This window comes from Streptomyces sp. V2I9 (assembly GCF_030817475.1).
In the GTDB taxonomy this organism is placed as follows: domain Bacteria; phylum Actinomycetota; class Actinomycetes; order Streptomycetales; family Streptomycetaceae; genus Streptomyces.
On the sequence record NZ_JAUSZJ010000002.1, the window covers coordinates 6,887,063 to 6,913,065 of the forward strand.

Annotated in this window: 15 protein-coding genes; 4 read left to right on the top strand and 11 right to left on the bottom strand. The window is 74.3% G+C overall.

Features of this window, described 5'->3' with window-relative positions:
- Positions 1 to 89: 89 nt before the first annotated feature.
- The 4 genes from QFZ71_RS29810 to QFZ71_RS29825 are packed head-to-tail and all read right to left on the bottom strand — an operon-like array spanning position 90 to position 16,410.
- On the bottom strand, positions 90 to 1,475 hold the full coding sequence (locus QFZ71_RS29810; protein ID WP_307671256.1) for a VWA domain-containing protein: 1,386 nt from the start codon (positions 1,473 to 1,475) through the stop codon (positions 90 to 92).
- A complete protein-coding gene (locus QFZ71_RS29815) occupies positions 1,472 to 2,899 on the bottom strand; it encodes a hypothetical protein (RefSeq protein WP_307671257.1) in 1,428 nt (475 codons plus the stop codon). The genes QFZ71_RS29810 and QFZ71_RS29815 overlap by 4 nt, the downstream gene beginning before the upstream one ends.
- A complete protein-coding gene (locus QFZ71_RS29820; protein ID WP_307671258.1) occupies positions 2,869 to 3,387 on the bottom strand; it encodes a hypothetical protein in 519 nt (172 codons plus the stop codon). Before QFZ71_RS29820 ends, QFZ71_RS29815 begins: the two co-directional genes overlap by 31 nt.
- Positions 3,388 to 3,435: 48 nt before the next feature.
- Positions 3,436 to 16,410 carry a non-ribosomal peptide synthetase/type I polyketide synthase gene (locus QFZ71_RS29825; RefSeq protein WP_307671259.1) on the bottom strand — a complete coding sequence of 4,325 codons (12,975 nt, stop codon included), beginning with the start codon at positions 16,408 to 16,410 and terminating at the stop codon, positions 3,436 to 3,438.
- Positions 16,411 to 16,501: 91 nt separating this feature from the next.
- Here QFZ71_RS29825 and QFZ71_RS29830 point away from each other — a divergent pair, with 91 nt between their 5' ends.
- A complete protein-coding gene (locus QFZ71_RS29830; protein ID WP_373465173.1) occupies positions 16,502 to 16,909 on the top strand; it encodes a hypothetical protein in 408 nt (135 codons plus the stop codon).
- A 174-nt stretch (positions 16,910 to 17,083) separates the two neighbouring features.
- Here the strand turns inward: QFZ71_RS29830 and QFZ71_RS29835 are convergent, their stop codons facing one another.
- The 3 genes from QFZ71_RS29835 to QFZ71_RS29845 form a co-directional block, all read right to left on the bottom strand.
- Positions 17,084 to 17,413, bottom strand: a complete 330-nt coding sequence (locus QFZ71_RS29835; protein ID WP_307671260.1) for an antibiotic biosynthesis monooxygenase — start codon at positions 17,411 to 17,413, stop codon at positions 17,084 to 17,086.
- A gap of 37 nt (positions 17,414 to 17,450) precedes the next feature.
- Complete coding sequence (locus QFZ71_RS29840) at positions 17,451 to 18,479, bottom strand: sensor histidine kinase (protein WP_373465221.1); 1,029 nt, start codon at positions 18,477 to 18,479, stop codon at positions 17,451 to 17,453.
- A gap of 133 nt (positions 18,480 to 18,612) precedes the next feature.
- Positions 18,613 to 19,311 (bottom strand): response regulator transcription factor, encoded by a 699-nt coding sequence (locus QFZ71_RS29845; RefSeq protein ID WP_307671261.1) that lies wholly within the window; start codon positions 19,309 to 19,311, stop codon positions 18,613 to 18,615.
- Between the two features lie 86 nt (positions 19,312 to 19,397).
- Here QFZ71_RS29845 and QFZ71_RS29850 point away from each other — a divergent pair, with 86 nt between their 5' ends.
- Positions 19,398 to 20,552, top strand: a complete 1,155-nt coding sequence (locus tag QFZ71_RS29850) for an endonuclease/exonuclease/phosphatase family protein (RefSeq protein WP_307671262.1) — start codon at positions 19,398 to 19,400, stop codon at positions 20,550 to 20,552.
- Positions 20,553 to 20,664: 112 nt separating this feature from the next.
- Complete coding sequence (locus QFZ71_RS29855; protein ID WP_307671263.1) at positions 20,665 to 21,087, top strand: hypothetical protein; 423 nt, start codon at positions 20,665 to 20,667, stop codon at positions 21,085 to 21,087.
- Here the strand turns inward: QFZ71_RS29855 and QFZ71_RS29860 are convergent.
- Both QFZ71_RS29860 and QFZ71_RS29865 read right to left on the bottom strand, forming a co-directional pair.
- On the bottom strand, positions 21,077 to 21,907 hold the full coding sequence (locus QFZ71_RS29860) for an aldo/keto reductase (protein WP_307671264.1): 831 nt from the start codon (positions 21,905 to 21,907) through the stop codon (positions 21,077 to 21,079). The two genes, QFZ71_RS29855 and QFZ71_RS29860, sit on opposite strands and share 11 nt — an antisense overlap.
- A gap of 344 nt (positions 21,908 to 22,251) precedes the next feature.
- On the bottom strand, positions 22,252 to 23,160 hold the full coding sequence (locus QFZ71_RS29865; protein ID WP_307671265.1) for an NAD-dependent protein deacetylase: 909 nt from the start codon (positions 23,158 to 23,160) through the stop codon (positions 22,252 to 22,254).
- A 245-nt stretch (positions 23,161 to 23,405) separates the two neighbouring features.
- Here QFZ71_RS29865 and QFZ71_RS29870 point away from each other — a divergent pair, with 245 nt between their 5' ends.
- Positions 23,406 to 23,987 (top strand): snapalysin family zinc-dependent metalloprotease, encoded by a 582-nt coding sequence (locus QFZ71_RS29870; RefSeq protein WP_307671266.1) that lies wholly within the window; start codon positions 23,406 to 23,408, stop codon positions 23,985 to 23,987.
- A gap of 113 nt (positions 23,988 to 24,100) precedes the next feature.
- Here QFZ71_RS29870 and QFZ71_RS29875 read toward each other — a convergent pair whose 3' ends face one another.
- Positions 24,101 to 25,285 (bottom strand): GDSL-type esterase/lipase family protein, encoded by a 1,185-nt coding sequence (locus tag QFZ71_RS29875; protein ID WP_307671267.1) that lies wholly within the window; start codon positions 25,283 to 25,285, stop codon positions 24,101 to 24,103.
- A 121-nt stretch (positions 25,286 to 25,406) separates the two neighbouring features.
- The gene (locus QFZ71_RS29880; protein WP_307671268.1) at positions 25,407 to 25,979 is read right to left on the bottom strand and encodes a TetR/AcrR family transcriptional regulator; all 573 of its coding nucleotides are present in this window, start codon (positions 25,977 to 25,979) and stop codon (positions 25,407 to 25,409) included.
- Between the last annotated feature and the right edge of the window lie 24 nt (positions 25,980 to 26,003).

Here is a 26,003-nt window from a genome sequence, read left to right on the forward strand (position 1 = left end):
CTGAACAGGCGGGAAAAGGTCGGGGAAGCAGGGGGGGCTGGCCGGAAAGGCGGGGGCTCGGCCCCGCCGGGCCTCGGAACGTCAGGTCCTCACGTGAGGAACGTCTTCAACTCGTGCACGAGCCTGTCGATGTGACCGGAGACCACCGGTGTGCCGAGAGCCTTGAACCGCTCCCGGAACCAGGGGTTGACCTCCTGCCGCCCGGAGCTGGTGACCGAGCCGACGGGGATGAACTTCACCCCTGACCGGTGAACGGCCTCGATGCCCTCGAACAGCGGCTGGGAGCGGTCGAACTCGTAGAAGTCCGAGATCCACACCATCACCGTGTTCTTCGGCTCGGCGATCTTCGGGCGGGCCATCGCCATGGCGACGGGCCCGTCGTTCCCGCCACCGAGATTCGTGCGCAGCAGCACGTCGAACGGGTCGTGCACCCACGGAGTGAGATCGATCGAGCGCGTGTCGTACGCGATGAGGTGGACGTCCACCTTCGGCAGCCCGGCGAAGATGGAGGCCAGGATGGTGCAGTTCACCATCGAGTCGACCATGGAACCGGACTGGTCCACCACGACGATCAGCCGCTGCGGCGTCGTCCGGCGGACGGTGTGCCGGTAGTAGAGGCGGTCGACGTAGAGCCGCTCCTCCTCCGGGCTCCAGTTGGTGAGATTCTTCCAGATCGTGCGGTTCAGATCGAGGTTGCGGAAGACGCGCTTGGGCGGCACCGAACGGTCCAGCTCGCCCGCGGTGGCCTTCTCCACCTGCGTACGCAGCACCTCGGCCACCTCGTCGACGTAACGACGGATCAGCGACTTCGCGTTGGCCAGCGCCACGCCCGACAGGTTGCCCTTGTCGCGCAGCAACTGCTCGATCAGCGACATGCTGGGTGTGAGCTGCGCGGCGAGCGCCGGGTCGGCCAGCACTTCCCGCAGCCGCATGCGCCCCACGAGGTCGCCCTCGATCGCCGCCAGCTCGGGACCGAGGCCGCCGCCGTCCAGCCCGGCGCCGGCCGCCCGGCCCCCGCGGAGACCGCCGGGCGGGCAGCCCAGCGCCCGCTCCAGCCAGCCCGCGTCGGACTGCCAGCGCGCCAGTTCCTTCGCCGTCACCGTGCCGGAGCCGGTCGAGAAGACATTGAGCAGCACCTTCGAGACCAGTGCGGCACGCCGCACCTCCGCCGCCCCGTCGCGGCCGTCGTCCTCACCGTCGTCCGGTGTCATCAGCCCGTCGAACTCGGAGGCCAGCTCCGGGTGGCGCTGCACGACGGAGTCGAGCGACGCCCCCGGGTCCAGCAGCGCGGACGGCAGCCCGATGTCCTCGACCACACCGAGGCTCGCGGACTCCAGCGCGGGCTGCTCCTCCCCGTCGAAGAGCCGGGCCAGGAGCCGCCAGTACAGCACCTGACGGCGGTTGTCGTACGGGTCGGGCCCGGCCGGGGACGGGGCTTCGGCACCCGGTGACCGGCGGGTGGGTTCCTCGGTCATTTCCGCAACAGCCTTCCGGCGCGCTCGCGCAGTACGGCGACGGCGTCGGTGGCGGCCTTCTCCGCCCGGACACCGGCCTTGTCCGTCGTACCGCCCGCCCATGCGCCCGCGTGCACGGCCACGGCCTTCTTCCGTACGGTCGTCTCGACCGCGAGGGGCTGGAGCACGAACTGTCCGGCATCCCAGCGCAGCAGCCCGACACAGGCGTGGGAGGCGGCGACCGCCTCGGGCGTCAGCGGCCCGGCGGCGGGTATCCGGTCGGTGTCGACGGCCAGGAGCCGCCCGGCGAGACCGAACGCGAGACCTTCCTCCTCGCTGTGCACGGCGTACCCTTCCAGCAGCACCGGTACGGCGATCCGCACAGGATGCCGGTCCAGCGGCGCGACACGGGCGGCGGTCGCGGCGGACAGCATCACCCGCGCCGTGGCGAAGGCGTCGGCGGGTTCACCCGCACGAGCCCGCTCGTCGTCCCAGAGCAGATCCCCCTCGGCGGTCGCCGGCATGGCCTCCAGCTCCATCGCACGGCCCTCGCTCACCGCGGCGAGCAACGACATCCGGGGACGCAGCAGCTGCCACAGGCCCGCCCCGACGACCGTGTCGGGCTTGGGCGCGGACACTCCGGCGCGTACCAGACGGGGCGTGCCCCCGTCCGCCGGCTCGAACACGGCGTGCACCTGCGCCTGGACGGCTGTCGCATGCTCCTGCACATCGACGCCGAGCGGCAGCAGCCGCCCCGTCACCGCCGCGGCGGGCCGGACCCCGGCCGAACCGGGCACCGTCAGCAGCAGGGCGCGCGACCACAGATCGGCCCAGCGGCGCACCGGCACGCGCTCCAGCGTCGCCCCCGGGCAGGACGCGGCCAACTCGGCGGCGAACCCGTCGAGGAGGGCCGCCCGACGACGCATCCCCGGATCGGGCAGCATCGCCGAGACGACCGGGGCGCACCCGGCCACCAGCTCATGGTCGATGCCCCGCCAGCCGCTGCGCGCGAGATCGCCCAGCCAGCTCCGGGCCGCCACCAGCAGGTTCGCCGCCTGCTCCGGCGCGGCCGGCGCCGGCTCCGGGTCCGCCGCCTCCTCGACGGGCCGGCCGACCGCCTCGTCGATCCGCTGCGTCAGGGCGTCGTGGACGGAACCGAGCAGCGCGCTCCGGGCGGCGGCGAGAGCCACGAAGTGGTCCTCCCCGGCGGTCCCGGCCGACGCCTTCTCGGCCGCCTCCGTCACCCGCGCGGCCAGCGGAGTCCCGGCGACGGCCGCGGCGAGCCCGGCGACCGCGGCCGCCTGGGCAGGGCCCGGCCGGAGCAGACCGGCCACCAGCGCCTCGTCGAAGGAGTCCACGACGGCGAGCGCCTCGTCGAGCCCCTCGACCGGTTCGGAGAGCAGGCCGCCGCGCATCAGGCCACCGCCCGCGTCGGAGGGAACCACTGCATCTCGGGCAACGGCGTGGTGACCGGCTCCCGTTCGAGATAGGCCAGCTGCCGCAGGAACCGGCTGAACACCCGGGCGGCCGCCGACGCGTCCCCCTTCTCGGGCCGGGTGGCGCTCATGGCGCCGGTGAGCGACTGGGCGGTCGGCTCCCCGTCCGGGGTCTCCACCGCCAGATAGCGCGCGACGCGCTCCGCCCCGTACTGCAGCACCGCCTCGGCGACGAGCGCCTGGATGTGCTTGCAGAACATGCCGCGCGCCCCGCCGCAGGGCCGGTTGTTGTTGGTGCTGCACGCGAACGCGTACGTCCGCGCCGCCACCGACGACACGTACACCCGCCCGATGTCCGATCCGCTGGAGACGACTCCCTGCAACCGTCCGTCGGCCAGTTCGACGAACGGCACCTTGGCCAGCTTCCGTGGGCGCGCGGGCGCCGTCACCCGCGCGGTACTCGACTTCTCCCAGACCGACAACGCGCCAACTCCCATGCATGCGAAAGGGGACGTCCACGCCGTATCGGCGGGACGGTCACGAACTTAATCCCGCCCACTGACAACGCGATCGAGTGCGGCCACGTCGAGGGTACGGGTGAGGAGGTGCAGGGGCGCGGCCCGGATTCCGGTCGACTCCGCCGCCTCCCAGTAGGCCGCCCCCGTGGCCGCGTCGACCAGGCCCCGGACGAGCGGGACAGCGGCCCCCGACGCGTGGAGAAGGGATTCGAGGCGGCACGACGCGATGGTGTCCGGCACCATCGGCCGGGCCAGGTAGCCGGCCACCGCGGCGGCCGGCAGACCCTCGGCCGGCCGTTGTCGTACGGTTCCGGCGCTCAGCAGCCCGCCGCCGACGATCATGACGTCCTTCGTCCGGTCCATCCGCTCGAAGGCCCGCGCCGTGTCGAAGCAGTGCGGGAACGAGTCGTCGACCACCGTCGTCCCCGGTGCCAGGCGGTCGACGTCCAGGAGCGCGCCGCCGCCCCCGCCGACCGCCGCGACGATCAGACCGGCCCCGTACACCGCGTCGGGGAGCCCGTGGCCCTCCGACTCGACCACCTCCACGTCCTCGACGAGGCGGCGTTCCAGCAGGCTTTCGGCCAGCTCTTTCAGGCGCGGCCCGCTGCCCGGCGCGTCGCAGAGCAGCAGACGGGCGGGCGGCCGCTGGGCACGGGTGAGCAGCAACTCCAGCGAGGACGAGCCGATCGAGCCGAGCCCCACGAACGCGACGGTGAGAGCGCTCAGCCGCCGCCCGGTCGCGTCGAGCGCGGCGTGCACGGTCCGGACGACGGACACGACGGTCGTCGCGTGACCGGTGGTGAGAGCGGGGACGGCGGCCCCGGTGGTGCCGAGTTCCCGCAGGACGTCGAAGCCGTAGCCGGTGAGGGAGGGGATCATGCCGGCGAGGGACACCGCCCGCGCACCGAGCGACCCGGCGAGCTCCACGCCTCGCGCGGTGTGTCCGAGGAGGTTCCCGTCGGAGGCCAGTTCGTCCGCGAACACCGGCACGCCGACGAAGCCCGACCGGCCCAGCGGGGTGCCGAGCGTCTCCAGGTGCCGGGGCTGTCCGGCAGGGAACAACAGGGCCCGCAACTCCTCCCGCCGCAGGGCCGCTCGGGGCAGCCCCGCCATCCGGGCGAGGTCGGCCGGGGACGGCAGATAGCCGATGAGCGCGGCGTCCAGCCGTTCGCCCCCGCCCACGTCCGGTCGGTCCGGGTCCCGGCCCTTCCGGACCGGCCGTGGTACGTCCCGCCGGTCCGGGCGAGCGTCCCGTCGGCCCCGGCCCGAGGGCCGCGGCCTCTCCGGGGGCCCGGAGACGGGGCCGGGCCCGGCCCAGGCCGCCGCCTCCACGAGACCGTCGCGCACCGTGCCCGCGAGCGCGGCCAGCGTCCGCGGGGTGAACGCCGTCGCCGCCGCGCGGACGGTGATCCGCAGTCGCCCCCCTTCCGGCGCGGCCGCCAGGAACACGTCCGTACCGGCCGGAGGCGGTGTGAACACGCTGTCGCCGTCCTCCCCGACGACGGTCAGCGTCCGGCCGCCCACCGGGCCCAGGGCGGAGAAGTCCAGGGAGGTGAAGAAGAACTGCGAGGTCAGCGGCAGCCCGTTGGGCAGCGACGGAACTGCCCCCTCGTATGCCCGCGCCTCGGCCGCCTCGGTGGCGACGCGCCGCAGATCGTCGTCGAAGCCGGCGTCGTCGGGCCGCCCGGACGCCGGACCCGCCGGGCGCAGCGGCACGGCCGTGGCGAACGGCCCGAACACCCGGTGCGCGTCGGGCAGGGCGTGGTCCCGGCCGCTCACCGCGAGGCCGAGCACCAGATCCGCCCGGCCTGTCGCCGCGACGAGGGCCCGGTAGTAGGCGGTGAGCACCGGGACGTACAGGCTCGATCCGCTGTGGACGGCGGCGAGTCCGCGCAGCGCCGACACCTGGTCGGCCTTGAGCGTGAAACCGTGGGTGTGGAACAGCGGGTCCGGTCCGGGGAGCCGGCCCGCGCCGGTGTCCGTCGTCGTGCCGGCGGAGAGCACCGGCGGCACGTAGGGCGTGCTGAGCCGCGTCCACCGGTCCACGCCCGCCGGGGCGGGGCAGGCCGTCACGGGATTCTCGGCCGGGGCCTGCGCCGCGTCGGCGTCCGACCGCGCCGCGAGGTGGGCGGCGTGGTCGTGGAACGTGCTGCGCAGCGGCGCCGAGGCCGGTGCGCCGCCGTCCGCCAGGGCGTCGTACACGGTCGTCAGCTCGCGGATCAGGAGCGCGGCGCTGTAGCCGTCGCCGATGATGTGATGCGCGTGCGCGACCAGCACGTGCTCCTCGGGTGCGACGGTGAGCACCCGCAGCCGCAGCAGAGGCCAGGCCCAGGGTTCGAAGCGGCGCGCCCGCTCGGCGGCGGCCCGCTCCTCCACCTGCTCCGGGCCGGTCAGGGTCTCGAAGTCGACCGGCAGGCGCAGGGAGGACGGAAGCTCCTGCTGGACGGCCGGACGGGCTCCTGCCGGGAAGACGGTGCGCAGCATCGGATGGCGGGCGACGAGCGTGTCCACCGCGCTCTGGAAACGGGCCCGGTCCAGGCGCCCGTGCAGCCGGATCCGGGTGAGCCAGGACGAGGTCGCTCCCGGCGCGATGGCCTCGGCCAGCAGGAAGCCCCGCTGGGTCGGGGTGAGCGGGTGGGGCGGCGGAGCCGTGGCCGGTCCGGGGCCCGCGGCGCGGCCCGGCACCTCGTGGTCGCGCGCGGAGGCGTCCGGCCCGCGGTCCGCGCCCGCGTCCGCCGACGCGTCCAGAGCGGACGCGAGCGACGCGAGGGTCCGGTGACGGTAGATCACCGTGGGCCGGGGGAGCGGCCCGCCCTGCTTCTCCAGGCGGGCGAACACCTCCAGTACGAGCAGGGAGTCGCCTCCCAGGACGAAGAAGTCGTCCTCGCGGCACACGTCGTCGGTCCGGAGCAGGGCGGACCAGACGGCGGCCAGCCGGACCTCGGTCGGGGTACGGGGCGCTGTGCGCGGGGCCGGGCGCGACGGGGACGCCGTACGGGACGGCTGGGGCGTTCGGCCGTCGGCCGAACCCGCGCCGGCAGCGGACTCCGTGACCGCCTCGGCGGCTGCCCCGCCCGTCCCGGCCCCGCCGGACGGTTCCCGGAGGTCCAGGAGTACGCGCCGGTCGATCTTGCCGGTGCCCGTCAGCGGCATCCTGCCGATCCGGGTGATCCGCGACGGAAGCATGTACGGGGGCAGCGACTGCGCGAGATGGAGGCGGAGCGCCGCGGCGTCCGCGCCGCGACCCGGGGTCACGAAAGCGGCCAGCCGCCCGTCCAGGACGAGGACGGCGGCGTGGGCGACCTCCGGATGGGTCTGGAGCACCGCCTCGACCTCGCCCGGCTCGACCCGGTTGCCGCGGATCTTCACCTGGTCGTCCAGCCTCCCGAGGAATTCCAGGACGCCGTCCGCGGAGCACCGCACGCGGTCACCGCTGCGGTACCAGCGACGTCCGGCCAGCACCGTGAACGCCGCCTCGTTCAGGTCCGGTTCGCCGAGGTAGCCCGCGGTCAGGCCGATACCGGAGATCAGGAGTTCGCCGGCATCGCCGGGCCTACGGGGCTCACCGCCGGGCCCGGCGACCCTCACCTCCGTACCCGAGACCGGGCGGCCGATGGGGAGTCGCCGCACCTCGTCGCCGGGCCGGGACCGGATGATGTGGCAGCTCGTGTTGATGGTCGCCTCGGTCGGCCCGTACAGGTTGGCGATCTGCTGCCCGTCGCCGAAGAAGTCGAACCAGCGGCGGACATGGGCCGGTGACAGCGCCTCGCCCCCGACATGGATCCACCGGAGCGCGGACAGGTCCGGCCGAGGCGCGCCGCGCCGTACCCGTTCCTCGGACGCGCCCAGGAGCTGTTCCCAGAGCGTGGGGACGGAGCTCCAGACGGTGATCCGGCTCCGCTCGACGTGCGTCAGCAGCCGGTCGGGGTCGCGCAGCAGGTCCCGGTCCACGGTGACCACGGTGGCGCCGACGAGCAGCGGGGCGAGGAGCTGGCGGACGGAGGCGTCGAAGCAGGGTGACGCGGTCTGGGCGAGCCGGTCGTGCTCGTCGTAGCCGAAGGTGGCGACGGCCCAGTCGAGGTAGTTCTCCATCGACCGGTGGGTGATCGGCACGGCCTTGGGCCGCCCGGTCGACCCGGATGTGAAGATCACGTACGCGATGCCGTCGGCGTCGGCCGGCCGATCGGGTACGGGGCCCCCGCCGGGTTGCGCGGCGGGCTGCCGGGCCGTGTCCGCCGGGAAGGGGCCGTGGCCGCCCGTGGCATCCGGGGCACTCCGGACAAGCGGCGTCACCTCGTCGACGCACACGAGGGTGACGTCGCCGAGCGACGCGCCCACCGCCCGCGTGGCGGCGTGGCAGAGCACCGCGCGGGCCCCCGAGCGCGTGAGCTGGTCCGCCAGGCGCGCGGTCGGGTGGCCGGCGTCCAGCGGAACCCAGCCCGCCCCGGCGCGCAGGGTCGCCACGACCGACACGACGGTGTAGGCGCCGGGCTCGGTGAGCAGACCCACGAGGCTCCCCGGAATCACGCCACGGGCGAGGAGAACGGCCGCGAGGGCATGGGAAGCGCGGTCGAGTTCGGCGTACGTCAGGGTGGCGTCGCCCGTGTCGACGGCGATCGCGTCCGGCGTGGCCCGGAACCGCTCGATCAATCGCCTTACCAGCGTGGCCCTGCCGGTCTCCGGGCAGTGGCCACCGGCCTCCACGGGAACCGGTGCCGTGCGGCCGGAACCCTCGCTCCCGCCCTCGGACAGCGGTCCTCCGGGCGCGCCGGGTTCCGGCCGGGCGTCGGGAAGGAGTGGCGCTCCGGGCCGGACCAGAGCGGTCAACGCGTCGTGGAATTCGCGGTCCAGCCGGGCCACCGTCTCCGGATCGAAGAGCCGGACGGGAAAGTTCCACGAGAAGCGCAGGACGGACTCGTCCTGCCAGCACAGCAGGGTCAGGCGCGTCGCGGCGGTGGCGGTGCCCGCGGCGGTCGGCCGCACGCTCACCGGGCACCGTCCGTCGAGAGCGACGGGGAAGCGCGAGAAGCTGAAACCGGCCGGGGACACCGTCCGGGGTCCCGCACCGGACGGGTCGGCCGGCAGCAGCCGCGCCAGGTCCGGACTCGTGAGGCTCGCGTGCTGTTCGCACTCCAGCCAGATCTCCGCCAGCCGCCCGGCCAGGGCGTCCACCGGCTCCTCCGGGCCCGTCGAGCACAGCAGGGGGAGGGAGTCGGCGAGCGGCCCCACGAGCCGCTCCAGGCCCGGCCGTCGGTGGTCCCGCCGGGCGCGAGCGACGTTCACCGCGATGTCCCGCTGCCCGCTCCACCGGGCCAGACAGCGCACGTGCACGGCGAGGAGCAGATGGAACAGGCTCACCCCGCGAGCGGCGGCCCGCTCCTCCAGCGCGGCGGTCAGCGCCGCGTCGAGGGCGCTCTGACGCGTGGCGATGGGCGCGGCGGGGAGGGCGGAGGGATCACCGTCGTACGGCAGGCGCAGCGGTTCGCGGCGGGAGGCCAGCCGCTCCGCCCAGTACCGCCGGTCGACGTCGAGGGCCGTGGGTCCGTCGGCGGAGGACGGCTCGGTGGCGGCAGCGGCCGCGTACGCCGCGAAGCCGGCGTCGGGTGCGGGCAGACGCGGGTCCTCGCCGTGGACGAGTGCGGTGTAGAGCGTCCACAGCTCCCCGGCCAGGACGTTGAGGCTGTAGCCGTCACCGGCCGCATGGTGGATCACCAGGACCAGATGGGACAGCTCCGCGCTCTCACGGGCGAGGACCGCGCGCACGGGCGGCTCGGCGGAGAGGTCGAACGGCCGGTTGCACAGGTCCGTCTCCACCTGCTCGATACGGCCGGAGAGCTCACGCACCTCGTACCAGTCGAAGAGCGCGGAGGGCGGCGCGACGTACTGTGCCGGGCCGGTCCCGTCCCCGGTGTCCGCGGCGTTGTCGATACGGACCCGCAGCATGGGGTGCCGGTCGGCGAGGGCGGCGAGCGCGCGGCCCAGGAGCCCGGTGTCCAGGGGGCCCCGGACGGTCTGCCGGACGTAGCCGTGCGCGGGTATGTCCGGGTGGAGCCGGCTGCCGGTGAGCAGGGCCAGTTGGACGGGGGTGAGCGGGAACGAGCGCCCCTCCGGCACCGGGGATGGGGTGGCCGGGGAGACGGGCGCCGGGGAGGGGGAGGGCGTGGTGTCGAGGTACGCGGCCAGTTCGGCGACGGTCCGGTACTCGAAGAAGAGCGTGGCGGGCAGAGTCCTGCCCAGCTCCCGTTCGAGCTGCCGGACGAGATCGACGGCGGCGAGCGAGTCCAGCCCGAGCGCGAGGAACGACGCGTCGTCGGGGACGGTGGCGTCGGGCAGTCGCAGCGCCGAAGCCAGCAGCCGACGGAGCAACGCGGCGGTCGGAGTACGGGGTTCGGCCCCCGTGCGCGCCGTCCCCGGCGCGGGAGCTCCGGTGGCGGGGGCCCGGTGCGCGGCGGCCGGGCCGGTCGCGGGGTGCGCTCCCGCGACGCCCGCCGTCCCGGTCGGCGGCGGGGAGAGGTCCGGTTCCGGCGACGGCGACAGGTCGGCGAGCAGGAGCTGTGCGGCGTCGACGCCGCACGCCGTACGGAGCGCGGCCAGCGCGGGAGCGAGGGCGACCGGACGGCTTCCGCCGCTCCGCACGCCGGCGGAACCCGCCCCGGAGCCCCAGTCCGACGCCATGCCCGTCCCGGCCACCGCCGCGAGGTTCACGGAGAGCCAGCGCCGTCCGGCGTGCCGCTCCGAGGCGGCGAACGCGTCGAGGAAGGCGTTGGCTCCGGCGTAGTCGCCGAGCGCTCCCGCCAGGCCGGGCAGCACGGCGCTGACGGAGGAGAACGCGACACGCACCGCCGGGTCGAGCCCGTGCCGGCGCAGGGCGAGCGAGAGCAGCAGGGCGCCCCGCGTCTTCGCGGCCAAGGCGTCCGACGTCTCCTCGGCGCGCCGGTTCCTCAGGGGCGCCGGGCGTACCACACCGGCGGCGTGGAAGAGGGCGTCGAGACGGGGCAGTTCCGCGACGAGCGCGTCGACGTCCCGCTCCACCGAGACGTCGGCGGCGCGGTAGCGCACGGTCGCACCCAGCGAACGTAGTTCCTCGGTCAGCCCGGCGGGCGGCCGGGGGGAACGTCCGGTGAGGACGAGGGTCGGGCGGCCCCGGCCCGCGAGTTCGCGCGCGAGCGCGGCACCGATCCCGCCGCCGCCCCCGGTGATGAGGAACGTGCCGTCGGGCGGCAACGGCGACCGGACGGCCGCTGCCGCAGGCGGTGCCGTGGTGTCGTGCGCCACCGGTGCGAAACGGCGGGTGAGCCTGCGGCCACCGCGCCAGGCGACGGTGGCGGCCCCGCCCGGGACACCGTCGGCTCCGAGCTCGGCGAGCACGGCGGCCAGGCGCTGCGACGGAGTGTCCGACGAACAGAGGTCGACCGCGGCGGCGACCGCGCCCTCGGTCTCCTGCGGGAGAGCCAGAAGAAGGCCGCCGAGGACGGCGTGGGCGGGACGAGGCCGCTCCCGCGCACTCCCGGTGGCGTGCACATCCTCGGTCAGCACCAGCAGCCTGCCCGCACGCGTTTCGTCGAACCGGGCCAGGGCCTCGTCGAAGGCGGCCACCGCGACCTCCTGCGCCCGCCCGAGAGCGTGGGCCGTGTCCTGGTCGGGAGCGGGCCCGGCCACCAGCACCACGGTGTCCGGCGGTCCCTCGCCCGGTGCGTGCATCCGGATGCCCTCGGCGGAGAGCTGGGAGGCGAGCCGCCCCACGGACGCGGCATCGGGCCCGGTCAGCAGCACCGAACGTACGCCGCCCCCCGCCGGGCCGGGCAGGGGGACTTCCTCCCAGAGGACCCGGTGCAGCAGCGGGTTCGCGGGCGGAACGGCCCAGTACCGGCTGCGCTGGAAGGGGTAGGTGGGCAGCAGAATCCGGCGATGTCCCGCGTCCAGCGCGCTCCGGTCCAGCGGAACGCCGAGCGACCAGAGACGTCCGACCGTTCCCAGCAGGTCCCCGCGCCCGCCCGGTTCATCGACCTGCTCGGCGGCGGCGTCCGGCCGGGCGGCGGAGCGGCCTGGCAGGGCGCACACCACCGTGAACGCACGGTCCGCGCCGGACGCGTCGGACACCTCGGACGCGTGGGCAACCTCGGACGCACCGGACACCTCGGACGGGCCGGGCGCACCGGACACCACGGGCCCGCCGGATCGGTGGGGACCATGCTCCCGATCGGTCACGCCGGCCCCCACAGTCGCCCCGTTCACGCCGGCCCCCACAGTCGCACCGGACGCACCGGATACGCCGTACCCGCCACCCGCGTACGCCCTTGTCGCCGCGCGCACCGCACCCGAGAGCGTCATGCCGTGTCCGACCTCGACGAAGGTGTCGTACCCCTCCCGCGCCAGGCGCTCCACGGCCGCCCCGAACTGCACCGGGCGTTCGGCGTGGTCGCGCAGGTATTCCGGGCCGAGGACCGGCTGCCACTCAGCCGTGACGGTGCTCATCAGCGCGGTGGACGGCGCCGCCGGAACGAGCGCCCGCGCCGCTTCGGCGAGCGGGCCGCCGATCGGCCGCATCAGCGGTGAGTGGAAGGCCCGTGAGACGCGCAGACGACGCGTCGGGACGCCTCGGGCATCGAGAACGCGCGCCGCGCGTTCCACGGCGGACACGCTCCCGGACAGGACCTGGAGACCGGGACCGTTGTACGCGGCCACCGTGAGCGCCCCGGCGGACTCGGCCACCACCGCGGCGACGGCGTCGTCCCCACCGAGCACGGAGAGCATGGCTCCTGGATCGGTGAACTCGCTCATCAGACGGCCCCGTTCGGCCGCGAAGCGCACGGCGTCCGGCAGGGTCAGCGCGCCGCCGGCACAGGCAGCGGTGATCTCCCCGACGCTGTGCCCGACGACCGCGTCCGGTTCCACGCCCCAGGCGCGGAGCTGGCGCGCCAGCGCCACCCCGGACGCGACCAGAAGCGGCTGCGCCACCTCCGTCGCGGCCTGCGCGTCCGGGTCCGCGTCCGGGTCCAGGCCCCAGTCCCGCAGGGGCCGGCCGCACACCGGGCCCACGAGCGCCGACGCCTCGTCGAACGTCTCCCGGAACACCGGGGCCGTCCGGTACAGCGCCCGGTCCTGGCCGGGGAACTGCGCGCCCTGGCCGGGGAACAGGAACACCACGCGTGGCCGGGACCGGACGACGCTTCCGACGCGCCCACGCACCGTGCCCGTTCCGGCGGAGGCCACCGCCACGGCGGCGAGCTGCTCCCGCAGATCACCGTCCGCGACGACCGCGAGCCGATGGGGCCCCTCGTCCCGCGCGGTGCTCGCCGTCCGGCAGACGTCGCCCTCGCGCACGTACGGGCGGTTCTCCAGATACGCGGCGAGCTCGGCCGCCGCGTCGCGCAGGGCACCCGCGCTCCGGGCCGAGAGGGTCAGGAGATGAGGCCCCTCGACCGTGGTTTCCCGCGCGGCGCTCGCGGCCGGCGGCGTGACCGGGACGGCGGAGGACGGCGAAACCGGAGCCTGTTCGAGAACGGCGTGGGCATTGGTGCCGCCGAATCCGAACGCGTTGACGCCCGCGACCAGAGGCCCGGCCGCCGTCCACTCCCTGGCCTCGGACACCAGGGAGAAACCGGCGGGAGCGAGGCCCGCCGAGGGGGTGGCATGGTGCAGCGACGGAGGCAGCCTGCGGTGACCCAGGGCCAGCACGACCTTCACCAGGGAGGGCAGCGCCGCCGCGTTCAGCAGATGGCCGATGTTGGTCTTCACCGACCCGAGCAGCCGGGGTTCGCCGTCGGGCCGTACGGGGAACGCGTGGGCCAGCGAGCGCAGTTCGATCGGGTCCCCCACGGCGGTGCCGGTCCCGTGGGCCTCGACGTAGGTCACCGTGGCGGGATCGACGCCCGCCGCCTCGTACGCGCGGGTGATGACCTCGCGCTGCCGCAACGGGTTCGGAGCCATGAGGCTCATCGACCGGCCGTCGTTGTTGACGGCCGTGCCCCGGACCAGCGCGAGTACCGGATCGTCCGCGCGCCGCGCCGCGTCCAGGCGTGTCAGGACGATCGCCGCACCTCCCTCGCCGGGCACGAACCCGTCGGCGTCGGCGCTGAAGGCGCGGCTGCGCCCGGTGGGGGAGAGGGCCTGGGCCGCTTCGAGCAACCGGTGCGGGGACGAGGTCAGATGGAGGTTGACCCCGCCGACGACGGCGAGGTCGCACTCGCCGTCCAGCAGGCTGCGCCGGGCCAGATGCAGCGCCACCAGGCCCGACGAACACGCCGTGTCCACGGCGAGCGCGGGGCCGTCGAGATCGAGGCACTGCGAGACGCGGGCGGCGATGAGGGAGGGAAGGTTCCCGGTGAGCGCGGCGGGCGGAGGGGAGCCGTCGGCCGAGGCCCGGTCCAGCACCTCCCGGTAGCCGCTGTCACCGACCGCCGCGAACACGCCGACGCGGCGACCGCGCCGGCGCGGACCCGCGTACCCGGCGCGTTCGAGGGCCTCGTGCGCGAGTTCCAGGAAGAGCCGCGCCTGCGGATCGAGCGCCCGCGCCTCCTCAGCCCCGATGCCGAAGTACCCGGCGTCGAAGGCGGCCGGATCCTCCAGGAGCCCCGCCCAACGCCTCCGGTCGCCCTGCCGGTCGCGGGGGTCGTCACCCCAGCGCTCGTACGGTACGGGGGTGACGGCGTCGCGTCCTTCCAGGAGCAGGTCCCAGAACGCCTCGGGCGTGTCCGCACCGGGGAAGCGGCACGCGAGTCCGATGACGGCGGCCTCGGCGGACGCCGGGAGAGACCGGGGCGCGGTGGCGGGGGGCCCGGCCGGTGCGCCAGTCCGGGGCGGTTCCCCTGCTCCGGGAGCGGGGGTCCCCACCGCTTCCGGAGCGGACGTCGGGGGAGGGACGGCCACCGTTCCGGGAGCGATCCTCAGCAGGTGATCCGCGAGCGCGGACACCGTCCCGTGGTCGCGGATCACCGCCGGCGGCAGCGTCACACCGAACGCCTCCTCCAGCTCCACCAGCACCTCCATCGCCTTGAGCGACGTGCCCCCGAGGCTCCCGAACGGCTCGTGCACCCCGATCGACCCGGCGGGCGCACCCAGGACCCGGGCCCAGACGTCCCGGACCGCCTCGACGGTCTCGGCCCGATCCCGAGGCGCTGCCGCGTGCGACTCCGCCGCCGTCCGATGCCCGTCCGCCCGGCCGACAGGGGCCGCGACCGACAACCCGCCACCGCCGTCGCACACCGCGACCGAGGAGCTGCCGTCGTCTCCCCTCCCGACCGGCGAACGTCCGCCGTCTCCGGTCCCGACCGACGACCCGTCGCCCCCGATCCCGACCGGCGAACCCCCGCCGCCCGCAGCGACCGACGAACTGCCGTAGGCCGCCCCGGCGCCATCCCTCGCCTGTCCGCGCACACCCCGCCCGTGCGCCGCGAACTCGCCCGCCTCGAACCGTTCCCGCAACCGCCGGCGTTGCAGTTTGCCGCTCGTCGTACGGGGAAAAGCCGCGGGCGGCAGGGCCAGCACCCGTACGTCGTCATGGAACAGCGCCTCCCGCACCCGCGCCGCCACGCGGTCGAGCACCGTCGCCGCGTCGCGCGGAGGCCGCGCCCAGGGAACGAACACCACGACGCGCTCCGCACCGCTGACCGGATCGGACGAACCGATCACCGCCGGGGCTCCGGACGGCAGCCCGTGCGTCGCCGCCACGACCTCTTCCATGTCCGTGGCGTGGAACGTGCGGCCGTTGAGGGACAGCACGTCCTTGTGGCGGCCCGTGACGCACAGCCGCCCGTCCCGCAGGAACCCGAGGTCACCGGTGCGCAACCACCCATCGGCGAACACCTCCGCGCTCACACCGGGAAGACCGTGGTAGCCACGGGCCAGTTGGGGGCCGCGCACCATGATGTGCCCGACCCGCCGGTCCCCGAGGCCGGCCCCCGCGTCGTCGACGATGCGCACGGCGCAGCCCGCCACCGGCCGTCCGACGTCCATCAACTCGACGGCGCCCTCGCCCGGTTCGGCGTCGACCGCCACGCCACCGCTCAACGACGCGCGGTCCAGGACCAGCGGCTCGGCCACCTCGCCCGGCGGCGGGAAGGTCACCGCCAGCGTCGCCTCCGCCAGGCCGTACACCGGCTGGGCGGCCGCCGGGTCCAGCCCGGCCGGCCGGGTCTTGCGTGCGAAGGCACGCCACACCGCGGGCGCGATCGGTTCCGCCCCGACGAGAAGGAGCCGTACGGCCGAGAGGTCCAGCCGCGCCAGGACCTCGTCGGGAACCCTGCGCACGGCCAGCGCCAAGGCGAAGTTGGCCGCGGACAGCACCGTGGCCCGGTGCCGGGCCGCCACCTCGAACCACAGGCCGGGGCGCTTGGCGAAGGACAACGGGCCGATCCTGACCTGCCGGGCGCGTGCGGCCAGCGGGGCGAGATGCGTGCCGATGAGCCCCATGTCGTGGAAGTACGGCATCCAGCTGACCACCACGTCGTCCGCGCACAGTGCCGAGGCGGCGCGTATCTGCCGCAGATTGGCCAGCACCGCGCCGTGCGTCACCTCCACCCCCTTGGGCGCGCCGGTGCTGCCCGAGGAGAACTGCACGAACGCGATGTCCTCCGGCCCGGCGGCGACCGGCTCCCGCACCACCGGTCCCGCCCGCAGGGCGTCGAGGGTCAGGACAGCGGTTCCGTCGGGGAACGCGCCGGTCAGCGACGCGGTAGCGGCGTCCACGACGACGGGCGGCCGTCCCAGGTGCTCCCAGATCGGCAGGGCCCGGCGGGCGTCCGGAGCCAGCGGAACCGGAACGAGGCCGGCCGCCAGCGCGCCCCAGAACATGGGCTGGAAGTCCTCGCCGCGGTCGGCGAGCAACGGCACACAGGTCCCGGCCGGCACCCCGGCACCCCGGAAGCCGCCGGCCACCCGCAGGGCATCGTCCAGGAGTTCGCGCAGGGTGACCGTCAGCTCGCTCCCGTCACCGCGCACATGCACGACGGTCTGTCCGGGGGCCTCACGGACCGCGTCCAGCAGTACATTCAGCAGGGTCATGAGGTGCTCCACCGGTCGATCGATCCGTTGCTCGGAGAATGATCTTAAAAACGGACGGGGTGGACGGAATCAACCACCGGGAGGAGACGACGTGCGCCCCGGGAGTGACCCGGCCCCTGCGCCGGGACCCGGCGCACAGCTCACGGTCCTCACCTCGGTGGGCACCGTGAAGGTGGGCGGCGAAGAGACCCGGTTGATCATCCTGCGCGGCACCAGCGCCTCGGGGAAGCCGAGTGTGGCAGCCGCCGTCCGCGCCGCGTTCGGCGGAGGGCCGGCGGCGGTGGGCCAGGACATCATCCGCCGAACCGTGCCGCGCGGACGCGACCAGGTCGGTCGCCGACGAGATCGACGAACCCGGCTGTGGGAGTGGTACCGCCTCCGCGAGGTGCTGCCCGGCGGTGTCGAGACGGTGATCGGCCCCGACAGCTCCCCGGACAGGACCGCGGACCGCGTGATGCGCGGCACCGGCCTGGCCGGACTGCCGCCGATCGACCGCTGACCCGCACCTGCCGCCCCGGTCCGATCAGGGCACGTCCGACCAGGACCAGGTCGGGCCACGGGCCGGACTCACCAGGTCCCGGCCGCACCGGGGCCCGGCCGACGATCCGGTCACCGCGCCCGTCCCGCCCGGCCGCACCGGACAGGACGGGCGCGCCGCGTCCGCGTACGGAGGTTACGCTCCGGCCGGCGCGGTCTGCTGCACGACCTCGAAGGACCACACGGTCGACCCGCTGGCCGCAGGCTTGGGGCGCTCACCGCTCGGGGCGTCGCCGCCCTGGTGGGCCGCCTTCATCGGCCCCTCCATCCACGCCTGGAAGGACTCCTCGTCGCGCCAGCGCGTGTAGACGAGGTAGTCGTCCGTGCCCTCGACGGGCCGGAGCAGCTCGAACCATTCGAAACCGTCGGAGCTCTCCACGGCGTGGGCGCGCGAAGCGAAGCGCTTCTCCAGCGTTTCACGTTGTTCCCGGGGGACGGTCAGCACATTGATCTTGACTACGCTCATGGCCCCATCCTGCCGTACCGCGCCCGGTCGCCGGCGCTCACCCGTCGGCGCGCGGGGCGGCGGGGAGTTCCACCGTGACGCGGAGCCCGCCCGCCGGGCGCGGCGCGAGGGTGAGCCTCCCGTCGTGCGCACGGGCGATGCTCTCGACGATGGCGAGCCCGAGGCCGACGCCCGCGTCGTGGGTCCGCAGCCGCTCGGCGCCGCGCCGGAACGGTTCGGTGAGCGTCGGGACCAGCTCGGCGGCGAGGGGCGCCCCGGTGTTCTCGACCGTCAGCTCCACGGCTCCGGGGCGGACGCGCGTCGTGATCCGGACGGCCCCCGCTTCCGGCAGGTTGTGGACGATCGCGTTGTGGACGAGGTTCGTGGTCAGGTGCAGCAGCAGGGCCGGCGATCCGGCCGTGGGGGAGACGTCGCCGTGCGTCTCGACGGTGACGCCACGTTCCTCCGCGAGGGGAAGCAGGGTTTCGGCCGCCTCCTCCGCCAGCAGCGACAGGTCCACGGGCTCCCGCGCGAAGGTGCGCCGGTCGGCGCGGCTGAGCAGGAGCAGCGCCTCGGTGAGGTCGATCGCGCGGTCGTTGACGCTGTGCAGACGGTCGATGACGTCGCCGGTGACACGGTCCGGATCGGCACGGGCCACTTCCAGGAGCGCCTTCGACACCGCGAGCGGCGTGCGCAGCTCGTGGGACGCGTTGGCGGCGAACCGCTTCTGCTCGGCGACATGCGCTTCGACCTTGGCCAGCATCGTGTCGAAGGCGTCGGCGAGTTCGCGGAACTCGTCGGTGCGGCCCGGCAGCCGGATCCGGTGCGAGAGCGAGCCGTCCGTGGCCGTGCGGGTGGCCTCCGTGATCCGGGCCAGCGGGGCGAGCATCCGGCCGGCCAGGACCCACCCGCCTACCAGACCGAGGGCGAGAAGGACGCCCAGGACGGTGGCCGCCGCCGGGGCGAAGGTGTACGCGAGGAGCTGACGGTTGGGGTTCTGGTGCAGCATGCGCCGGTCCCAGTCGTCGGGCACGTACTCCAGGAGGTACACCCACACGGCCGTGAGCAGCAGGACGCCCGCGACCATGAGGAACCCGGCGTAGCTGAGGGTGAGCTTGAGGCGAACGCTCAGGCCGGGCCGCCTGACCGTGGTCCCCTCCGCCCCGACCGCGTCGTGCTCGCCCTCGGGGCCTGTCCGGCCCCGATCCGCCGGGCATCCCCTAGCCACGGTCTTCCCCGCTCCCGCGCCCGGCGTCCGCCGCAGGTCCGATGCGGTAGCCGGCGCCGGGCACGGTCGTGATGATGGCGGGCTCCCCGAGGCGTCTGCGAAGAGCCGATACGGTGATGCGCACGGCGTTGGTGAACGGATCGGCGTTCTCGTCCCAGGCGCGTTCGAGGAGTTCCTCGGCGCTGACGACACCGCCTTCCGCGGAGATCAGGACGTCGAGCACGGCGAACTGCTTCCGGGTCAGCGCGACGTACCGGCCGTCCCGGTACACCTCCCTGCGGAACGGGTCGAGCCGCAGACCCGCGATCTCCCGCACGGGAGGTCTGCTGTGGGCGCGTCTGCGGTCCAGAGCCCGGAGCCGCAGCGCGAGTTCCCGCAGTTCGAAGGGTTTCGTCAGATAGTCGTCGGCGCCGAGTTCGAACCCGGACGCCTTGTCGTCGAGCCGGTCGGCCGCGGTCAGCATGAGGATCGGCGTGCCGCTGCCGGAGGCGACGATGTGCCGGGCGATCTCGTCACCGGTGGGGCCGGGAACATCACGGTCGAGGACGGCGATGTCGTAGGCGTTGACGCTCAGCAGCTCCAGTGCGGTGTCACCGTCCCCCGCGATGTCGGCCGCGATCGCTTCCAGACGCAGACCGTCGCGGATGGCTTCCGCCAGAAAGGGCTCGTCCTCGACGATCAGCACACGCATGCCCCGATGGTAGGAGTCGGCACATATCGTCGGCGTATCGAAAAGCGCATACGTGCCGGCAACCGCGCGCCGCCTTCACTGGCAGCATGACTCGACCCCCGCAGCCGACGCGTACGCCACCCCTTCGCTCCCGCCGGTCCCTCGCCGCCGTGCCGGCCGTCCTCCGGGAGGCCATCGCGGCGACATTCCCCCGTGTGGCGGGGGGTGCGGCCGAAGAGGCGCCCACGACCGGCACCCCCGGCACGACGCATGCCTCGGGCAGGCGCGGCGGGACGGGCATCTGGCGGCGCGGCCGACTGCTCGCGGCGGCGGCGCTGCTCCTGGGCGTGTTCCTGCTGCTGCACGCGAGCATCCCGAACCGGATCGGGAACCTCGGCAGCCTGGTCGAGACCTTCCTGCCGTGGTTCGGCCTGGCGGTGCCGGTACTGCTGGCGGGGGCACTGCTGCGCCGCTCCGCCTCCGCCGCACTCGCCCTGCTCCTGCCGGTCGTGGCATGGCTGAGCCTCTTCGGCGGGCTGCTCACCGACAAGACCCACCCGGACGGCGACCTCATGGTGGCCTCCCACAACGTCGGCGCGGACAACCCCGATCCGGTCGGGACCGCGCGCGCCCTAGCCGGCTCCGGCGCGGACGTGCTGGCCCTGGAGGAACTGGCCGCGCACGCCCGAGGGACGTACGAGAGGGAACTCGCCGCGGCGTATCCGCACCACACCGTGCAGGGCACGGTCGGGGTGTGGAGCAGGTTCCCGCTGTCGGACACCCGCCCGGTCGACGTAGCGATGGACGCCGGGCCGCTGGGCGCCGCCAAACCCGCCGCGGAGAAGATGGTCGACAACCGGGGCCTGCGCACCACCGTGGCCACCGACCACGGACCGCTCGCGGTGTACGTCGCCCATCTGGGATCCGTACGCGTCAACCCCCGGGCGGGGCTCTCGGTGGGCCGACGCGACGCCGGCGCACAGTCGCTGGGGCGGGCCGTCGCCGCCGAGCGCAACGATCGGGTGGTGCTGCTCGGCGACCTGAACGGCACCCTGGACGACCGCGCCTACGCCGGCATCACCTCGCGGATGGACTCGGCCCAGGAGAGGGCGGGGGCCGGGTTCGGCTTCAGCTGGCCGGCCGCGTTCCCCGTCGTACGCATCGACCAGATCCTGGTACGCGGAGTGCGGCCCGAGAGCTCCTGGGTCCTGCCCGCCACCGGCAGCGACCATCTTCCGGTGGCGGCCCGCATCAACTGGTGACACGGCGGGCCCCCGGACGTGTGCCTTCCGCTTCCGGCCCGCGACCCCGCGCGGGCCGGAACGGACACGAAACGCGCCCGTGCGCCGGGCGGAGACCGGCAGGATGCCGACCGTGAACCACCTCCCGTGCGGGCTCGCCGCGAACGAGAACCTGCCCTCACCTCGTCGACCGGCCGTCTCGCCGACGGCGAGACGGCCGGCCCTCTGGCCGTCCATGCTGACGGCGGCGGACGTCGACCCGCCGGCCCGGCCCGACGTGGCCCTCGCCCTGCTCGACACGGGCGCGGGCCCCGCCGCGTGGGCACGCCTCCTTGCCACCGATCCGGCCGTCGAGCACCGGGAGAAGCTGGCCGCCCGCCCGGATCTCCCGCCCGATGTGCTCGACACCCTGGCGGCGGACACGGATGTACGGGTCGTCGAGGAGGTCGACCTGCGGCCGGCACGGGCCGCGTCGGCAGCCGCGCACACGGTGCGGGCCCTTCCGGCGTCGTACCCCGGACGGGCCCGCACGGTGCAGGGCCGGCTCAGCCGTTGAACGTGTCCGGGTCGGGCCCGGTGCGCTCGCCGCGGTCGAGGGCCGAGATCTCCCCGATGTCCCCGTCGTTCAGCTCGAAGTCGAAGAGCGCGAAGTTGTCCTGGATACGCTTCAGCGTCACGGACTTGGGGAAGACGATGTCCCCGCGCTGGATGTGCCATCGCAGCACCACCTGTGCCGGGGTCCTGCCCACCCGCTCCGCGATACGGGTGATCGTGGGGTCCGCGAGCACCTTGCCCTGGGCGATGGGCGACCACGCCTCCGTGGCGATGCCGTGCTCCGCCCCGAAGGCGCGGAGCGGGTCCTGGGTCAGGTAGGGGTGCACCTCGATCTGGTTGACGGCGGGGACCACCGTGCTGTTGTCCAGCAGCCTGCGCAGGTGGTTCTCCTGGAAGTTGGACACCCCGATCGCCCTGACGCGCCCGGACCGGTAGATCTCCTCCAGGGCCTTCCACGTCTCCACGTAGTCCCCCGGACCACCCGGCAGGGGCCAGTGGATGAGGAAGAGGTCCAGGTGGTCGAGGTCCAGCTGCTCCATGGTGCGGTCGAACGCCCGGAGGGCATCGTCGTACGCGTGCGCGCCGTTGTTCAGCTTGCTCGTCACGAAGACGTCGGCGCGGTCGAGCCCCGCTTCCCGGACCGCCTGGCCGACCTCCTTCTCGTTGCCGTACATCTGGGCCGTGTCGATGTGCCGGTAGCCGGTCTCCAGGGCGGCGACCGTGGTCTCGCAGGTCTCGTCCGGCGGGATCTGGAAGGTCCCGAAACCGAGCTGGGGGATCGTCACACCGTTGTTGAGGGTGATGTCGGGTACTGCGGACACAGGTGCTCCTCGCTCTCGACGCCTCGGAAGGCGGAGGGGAAAGGTGTACGGGTGATCGGGCGGCGGGTCAGTCCGCGGGGCCGCCGAGTCCGGCGCCGGGCGGCAGCACCCGGGCCGACGGGCCGACGGCGGACGAACTCGTGCGCTGCTCTGCCATGAAAGCTCCGGTACGACGGTGCGGTGGGGGCGGCGGAATGCCGCACTCCGCCTCTCTCCGGGGTACCCGACCGAACGGACAGAAAACTGCCCATAAGCATCTATATCGGTAATGCCTTATTCGTGCAGGGTTACGGAGGGGCGGGGTGGCCCGACGGTGAGCGGCGGAGGCCGGAACGCCTCGCCCGCTACGCGGGTCCTGAGGTCGCGCCGTCGGGGAGGGGGACGCCGAGCCGCCCGGCCACCGTGGTGAGAGCCGGCCCCAGCGGCAGGGCGACGCGGGCCACGGCGTGCCGGTCGCCTCGTGTGGGGTCCCGGTTGACGATCAGGACCGGCGTACCGGCGTCGGCGGCCTGCCGGACGAACCGGAGCCCGGACATCACGGTCAGCGAGGAGCCCAGGACCAACAGGGTGCCCGCCTCGCGGACCAGGGCACGGCAGTGCTCGACCCGCTGCGGAGGCACGGCCTCGCCGAAGAAGACCACGTCCGGTTTGAGGATGCCGCCGCAGACCGCGCAGGGCGCCACGGTGAAGTCCCCGACCTGCTCGTCGGTGAGATCGGCGTCGCCGTCCGGGTTCATCGCGGCGGCCACCGGCGCGAAGCCCTCGTTGGCCTCCTCCAGCCGTCGCGCCAGGTCGCGGCGCGGGCTGCGGTCGCCGCAGGACAGGCAGACCACCCGGTCCAGCCGCCCGTGGAGGTCCACGGCGCCCGTGCTGCCGGCGGCCTGGTGCAGACCGTCGACGTTCTGGGTGATCGCGCCCGAGAGCAGCCCCTGCCGCTCGAAGGCGGCCACGGCCAGGTGTCCCGCGTTGGGCCGGGCGCGGCCGAACGTACGCCAGCCGAGATGGCTGCGCGCCCAGTAGCGGCGACGGGCCCCGGCGTCGGCGGTGAAGTCCTGGTACGTCATCGGGGTGTGGCGGCTCAGGCTCCCGCCCTCGCCCCGATAGTCGGGGATGCCCGACTCCGTGGAGATGCCCGCCCCGCTGAGGACCAGCACCCCGCCACCGCGCAGCGCGTCGACCACCGGTTCCAGGTCGGTCGTGCCCGGCGGCGGCTCCTCGGCGGAGGTCCAGCTGAGCGTGGGTCGCATGCGCATGCCCCCAGGGTACGGAAGCTGTCGCCGGTCGCGGCGGGCCTCGGCCCCGTCGGCGGGCGGGGTGCGTTTCCGGCCTCATTTCATGACAGGTGCATGATCAAGGTGCGATCGCGGCATAGCTTCTTGCGGCCCCCGGGAGAGCGGCGACCGGCCATCGTGGCCACTCGGCTTCCCGTAGGCCGACCGCCCTCCCGCTCGCCCGGCTCCCCGTGGAGCCGAGCCCCCCACGAGTGAAGGGACGAACAATGCTGGATTCGAGATGGTTCAAGGCGGCCGGAGTCGCCGCCGCGATCACCCTGGCCACGGCGACGGCCTCGCACGCGGCTCCCGCGCCGGCCTCGACGGCGGTGGAGGGTACGGCAGCCGCAGTGACGCTCCGCTACGACGACAGCCGGGCCGGTGGCTGGGAGGCGGCGATCACCGCGGGCGTCGCTTCCTGGAACGCGAACGTCGCCAACGTCAAACTCGTCGAAGCCGCCCCCGGCACACGCGCCGAGATACAGATCGTGGCCACCAGCGGCTGGCCGCAGGCCACCCTCGGCCCCGTCCGCCCCGGCGGCCTGGTGAGGGTGGAACTGGGCAGCCAGGCGGTCGCGCAGGGGTACGACAAGACCCGTATCGCCGCCCATGAACTCGGCCACAGCCTGGGGCTGCCGGACACCAAGCCCGGCCCCTGCTCCCAGTTGATGTCGGGCTCCACCGGTGGCACGAGCTGCACGAACGCGGTGCCGAACGCGGTCGAGCGATCCCGCGTGGAGTCCGCCTACGCGCGCGGTCTCGCCTCCCTCACCCCGACGGACGGCCGCATGCTGGTGGACGCTCCGTAACCGGAGGGAACGGCGAGCGGCGGGAGCCGGGCACCTACCGCACCGGAGCCCGACCCGGGCTCTCGCCCCGCCCCCGGTTCCCGGTCGCTCCCGACCGGGAACCGGGAAGTGGTCTACCGGTCCTGCGGGGCGAAGGGCCCGCCGGGGCCGAAGGCACGCTGTGCGAACCGCTCGGCGATACGCCGGTGGGTGGCGGGGTCCGGGTGCAGATCGTCGGGCAACGGCAGTTCGGCGTGATCGCTCGCACCGTAGAGTTCCAGCCCGTCCAGGTGGAACAGATGGGGGTCGGTGGCCGCGCGCTGCTCCACGATCCGGGCCAGCTCGTCCCGGACGACGGTGAGAGTGAGCTTCCCCGCGGCGACCTCCGCCGGATCGCCCGTGGCCAGGAAGCGCAGCCGGCCCTCGCCCATCGCGCTGCGGTCCGGGGCACAGGGCCCCGGAGTGTTCTCGTGGATGGGGCAGAGGATCGGGGAGACCACCAGCAGCGGGGCGGTGGGGTGTCCCTCGCGGAGGGTGTCGAGGAAGCCGTGGACGGCCGGACCGAACGCGCGCAGCCGCATCAGGTCCGCGTTGACCACGTTGATGCCGATCTTGACGCTGAGCAGGTCGGCCGGTGTGTCACGCATGGCGCGGGCGGTGAAGGGGTCGAGCAGTGCACCGCCGCCGAACCCCAGATTGATCAGCTCGGCCCCGCCGTGGGCCGCTGCCAGGGCGGGCCAGGTGCCGGTGGGGGTGGTCGCGTTGGAGCCGTGGCTGATGGAGCTGCCGTGATGCAGCCAGACGGGGCGGTCGCTCGGCCGGGGATCCATCACGGGCGCGTCGGTGCGCAGGGCGACCAGGCACGTCGTCTCGTCGTGGGGCAGCCAGATCTCGACGTCCTTCTCGTCCCCCGGCAGGCCGGTGAACCGGAGCGTCTCCGTCGGGCCGGGTCTGCTCAGAGCCGTGCCCGCTGCCATGTCGATGGTGAGCGTGTCCCCGTCGGGGGCGCCGGCCCGGCCCGCGAGGCGGCCGTCCACGAGGAGTTCGTACACCCCGTCCGGGCGCGGCGGAGCCCCGGCGTAGACCCGCTTGGTGGCCACCACGTCCAGCTCCACGGCGGTGGCGCGGGTGCGGAACGCCAGCCGGACCCCGGAGGGCTGTGACTCGGCCATGGCGAGCTGGCCGTCCGGGATCTGCCGCCGTGCCGCCGCGGGCAGCCGGTGCGGCAGCACCCCCCGCTCCGTCCGCTCCAGGTCGAGAGCGCCCCGCAGGATGGCGGTGGTGATCGGAGTCGTGGTCCAGTCGTGGGAGGAGGTCATGGGGCCGGTCTCTTCATTCGTCGCAGGTTCGGGACATACGGTTCGGGGCACCGGACATGCGGTCGGGGCACCGGGCATACGGTTCGGGACATACGAGGGCGTGCCGATCACTCCCGAGGCCTCAGGGAGAGGCCGGCCAGTCGCGCAGCAGGGAGTCGAGCGCGTCGAGGATCGCCGTCCAGCTCTCCTGCGAGTCGGGGGAGCTGTGGCTGAAACCGCCGGCCCCCTCCAGCTGCACGTAGCCCGTGAAGAACCCGCCCAGGAGCCGCACCGCGTGCGTCTCCCGCGGCTCGTCCAGGTCGTAGCCGCGCAGGATCGCCCGCGTCAGCCGGGAGTGCCGCACGCCCGCGCTCGCCGCCGCCGTTTCCGGGTCGAGCCGGTAGCGTGCGGCGGCGAACCGGCCCGGATGCCGGAGTGCGTAGTCACGGTAGGCGTCGGCGAACGCGCCGAGCGCGTCGCGGCCCGCCCGCCCCGCGATGGCCGCCGACGCCTCGTCGGCGAGTTCGTCCAGAGCCAGCAGGGCGATCCTCGTCCTGAGGTCGTGCGCGTTCTTGACGTGCGAGTACAGGCTCGCGGCCCTGACGCCCAGCGTCCGGGCGAGCTCCGAGGGGGTCACGCGCTCGAAGCCGATCTCGTCCGCCAGCTCGGCCCCGGCTCGTACCACGCTCTCCGCGTCCAGCCCTGCTCGCGTCATACCACTCCCTGAAAAGCCCTCGCT

Excerpts from the sequence above, each read along its gene's own strand:
- QFZ71_RS29810 (WP_307671256.1), bottom strand. The coding sequence starts at position 1,475 with ATGACCGAGGAACCCACCCGCCGGTCACCGGGTGCCGAAGCCCCGTCC.
- QFZ71_RS29820 (WP_307671258.1), bottom strand. The coding sequence starts at position 3,387 with ATGGGAGTTGGCGCGTTGTCGGTCTGGGAGAAGTCGAGTACCGCGCGG.
- QFZ71_RS29825 (WP_307671259.1), bottom strand. The coding sequence starts at position 16,410 with ATGACCCTGCTGAATGTACTGCTGGACGCGGTCCGTGAGGCCCCCGGA.
- QFZ71_RS29835 (WP_307671260.1), bottom strand. The coding sequence starts at position 17,413 with ATGAGCGTAGTCAAGATCAATGTGCTGACCGTCCCCCGGGAACAACGT.
- QFZ71_RS29840 (WP_373465221.1), bottom strand. The coding sequence starts at position 18,479 with ATGGTCGCGGGCGTCCTGCTGCTCACGGCCGTGTGGGTGTACCTCCTG.
- QFZ71_RS29845 (WP_307671261.1), bottom strand. The coding sequence starts at position 19,311 with ATGCGTGTGCTGATCGTCGAGGACGAGCCCTTTCTGGCGGAAGCCATC.
- QFZ71_RS29850 (WP_307671262.1), top strand. The coding sequence starts at position 19,398 with ATGACTCGACCCCCGCAGCCGACGCGTACGCCACCCCTTCGCTCCCGC.
- QFZ71_RS29865 (WP_307671265.1), bottom strand. The coding sequence starts at position 23,160 with ATGCGCATGCGACCCACGCTCAGCTGGACCTCCGCCGAGGAGCCGCCG.
- QFZ71_RS29870 (WP_307671266.1), top strand. The coding sequence starts at position 23,406 with ATGCTGGATTCGAGATGGTTCAAGGCGGCCGGAGTCGCCGCCGCGATC.
- QFZ71_RS29875 (WP_307671267.1), bottom strand. The coding sequence starts at position 25,285 with ATGACCTCCTCCCACGACTGGACCACGACTCCGATCACCACCGCCATC.
- QFZ71_RS29880 (WP_307671268.1), bottom strand. The coding sequence starts at position 25,979 with ATGACGCGAGCAGGGCTGGACGCGGAGAGCGTGGTACGAGCCGGGGCC.